Consider the following 797-nt stretch of genomic DNA (forward strand, 5'->3'; position numbering starts at 1 on the left):
CCCCATCACCCTCTGATTGCTTTCACCGGTTAAGATGATGGCGCCATCGCTGATAGCCGATTTGGTTTCACCTTCTGCTCCATCCTTGGCTTTACCATGATTTAAAATATTCTTGGCAATGTTTTTTATCGTGTCATTTCCAGAAAGGCTAAAACCATGGCTGCTGGCTGTCGCATGCGCACTGTTGGCAATATCACTCGTCGTAATGGTTCCTGTGGTCAATTTATTTTTGTCGGCTGAGGCACTGCTGTCAATAAGGCCTCCGATCAAGTTTGTTGCACCCGCCACTGTAATATCAAAGCCACCATCACCCGCTTTGATGCCGGATTGCTCCACAACACTGTGATAATTGCTAGAGGATTTATCTTTTTGGAAAGAGGCGCTCATTGAACCTCCACCACCCGTTGCTCCAGCACCAAAGCCAACAGAAACAGAATTTTGCTTGCTGGAACTTTGTCCTGTATCACTGAGGCTGGTAATGGTGAAACCACCCCCAACACCCATCTCTGCACGGTTTCCAGAAACTACAGCGCCTGCCAATGTGGTGTTTCCTCCACTATTGCTATGAACAGTGCCGGTGCCTATAATATGGCTGTTCTTATGTTGAACCTGTGCACTGGAGCCTTCCCCTTGACTAAAAGCAGCACTACCCGTTGCCCCTGCGCCACCCGTGCCATAACCGTAGCCAACACTCATTGAAGCACTTTCACTGCTGTTTTGTGTGCTCTGCGTGTTTTGTGCACTTTCAAAGAGGATATGTTGTTTTGCATCCAAGGTGATATTTCCGCTTTGTTCAT

1 protein-coding gene is annotated in these 797 nt (G+C 47.7%); it reads right to left on the reverse strand.

All coding sequences use genetic code 11. From position 1 onward, the window contains the following. The coding region (locus CEV08_RS09295) for a hemagglutinin repeat-containing protein (protein WP_180753588.1) at positions 1-797 on the reverse strand (797 nt) is incomplete at both ends.

Source organism: Bartonella tribocorum, assembly GCF_002778015.1.
Taxonomy (GTDB): domain Bacteria; phylum Pseudomonadota; class Alphaproteobacteria; order Rhizobiales; family Rhizobiaceae; genus Bartonella; species Bartonella tribocorum_B.